This window comes from Paraburkholderia sediminicola (genome assembly GCF_046026855.1).
GTDB classification, from domain to species: domain Bacteria; phylum Pseudomonadota; class Gammaproteobacteria; order Burkholderiales; family Burkholderiaceae; genus Paraburkholderia; species Paraburkholderia sediminicola_A.
The window spans coordinates 1-262 of record NZ_JAQQET010000119.1 but is presented as its reverse complement, the minus strand read 5'-3'; the positions used below and the strand labels follow the sequence as shown (position 1 = coordinate 262).

Annotated in this window: 1 protein-coding gene; it reads right to left on the bottom strand. The window is 62.6% G+C overall.

From position 1 onward, the window contains the following. Window positions 1-262, bottom strand: a 262-nt coding sequence (locus tag PQR40_RS39040) for a heterodisulfide reductase-related iron-sulfur binding cluster (protein ID WP_408511289.1), incomplete at both ends; no start/stop codon positions are given.

Genomic DNA, 262 nt, shown 5'->3' with positions numbered 1-262 from the left:
GGCCTTGTCGAACTGGCCCGAACCGCGTTGCGGGTAGCCGCAACACAGGTAACCCGGCGGTAGCACGGTTTGTACGCCGGCCTCCCACAGCATGGCTTGCGTAGCCAGACCCACTTGCGAGAACAGCCGCTCCGAGCCGCAGCCCGGGAAATAGAACACCGCTTCCGTATCGGCGGTGGTCGTCTTCGGGTTGCGGATGATCGGGACAATCTTGTTGTCCTCGATGTCCAGCAACGCGCGCGCCGTTTTCTTCGGCAGATTG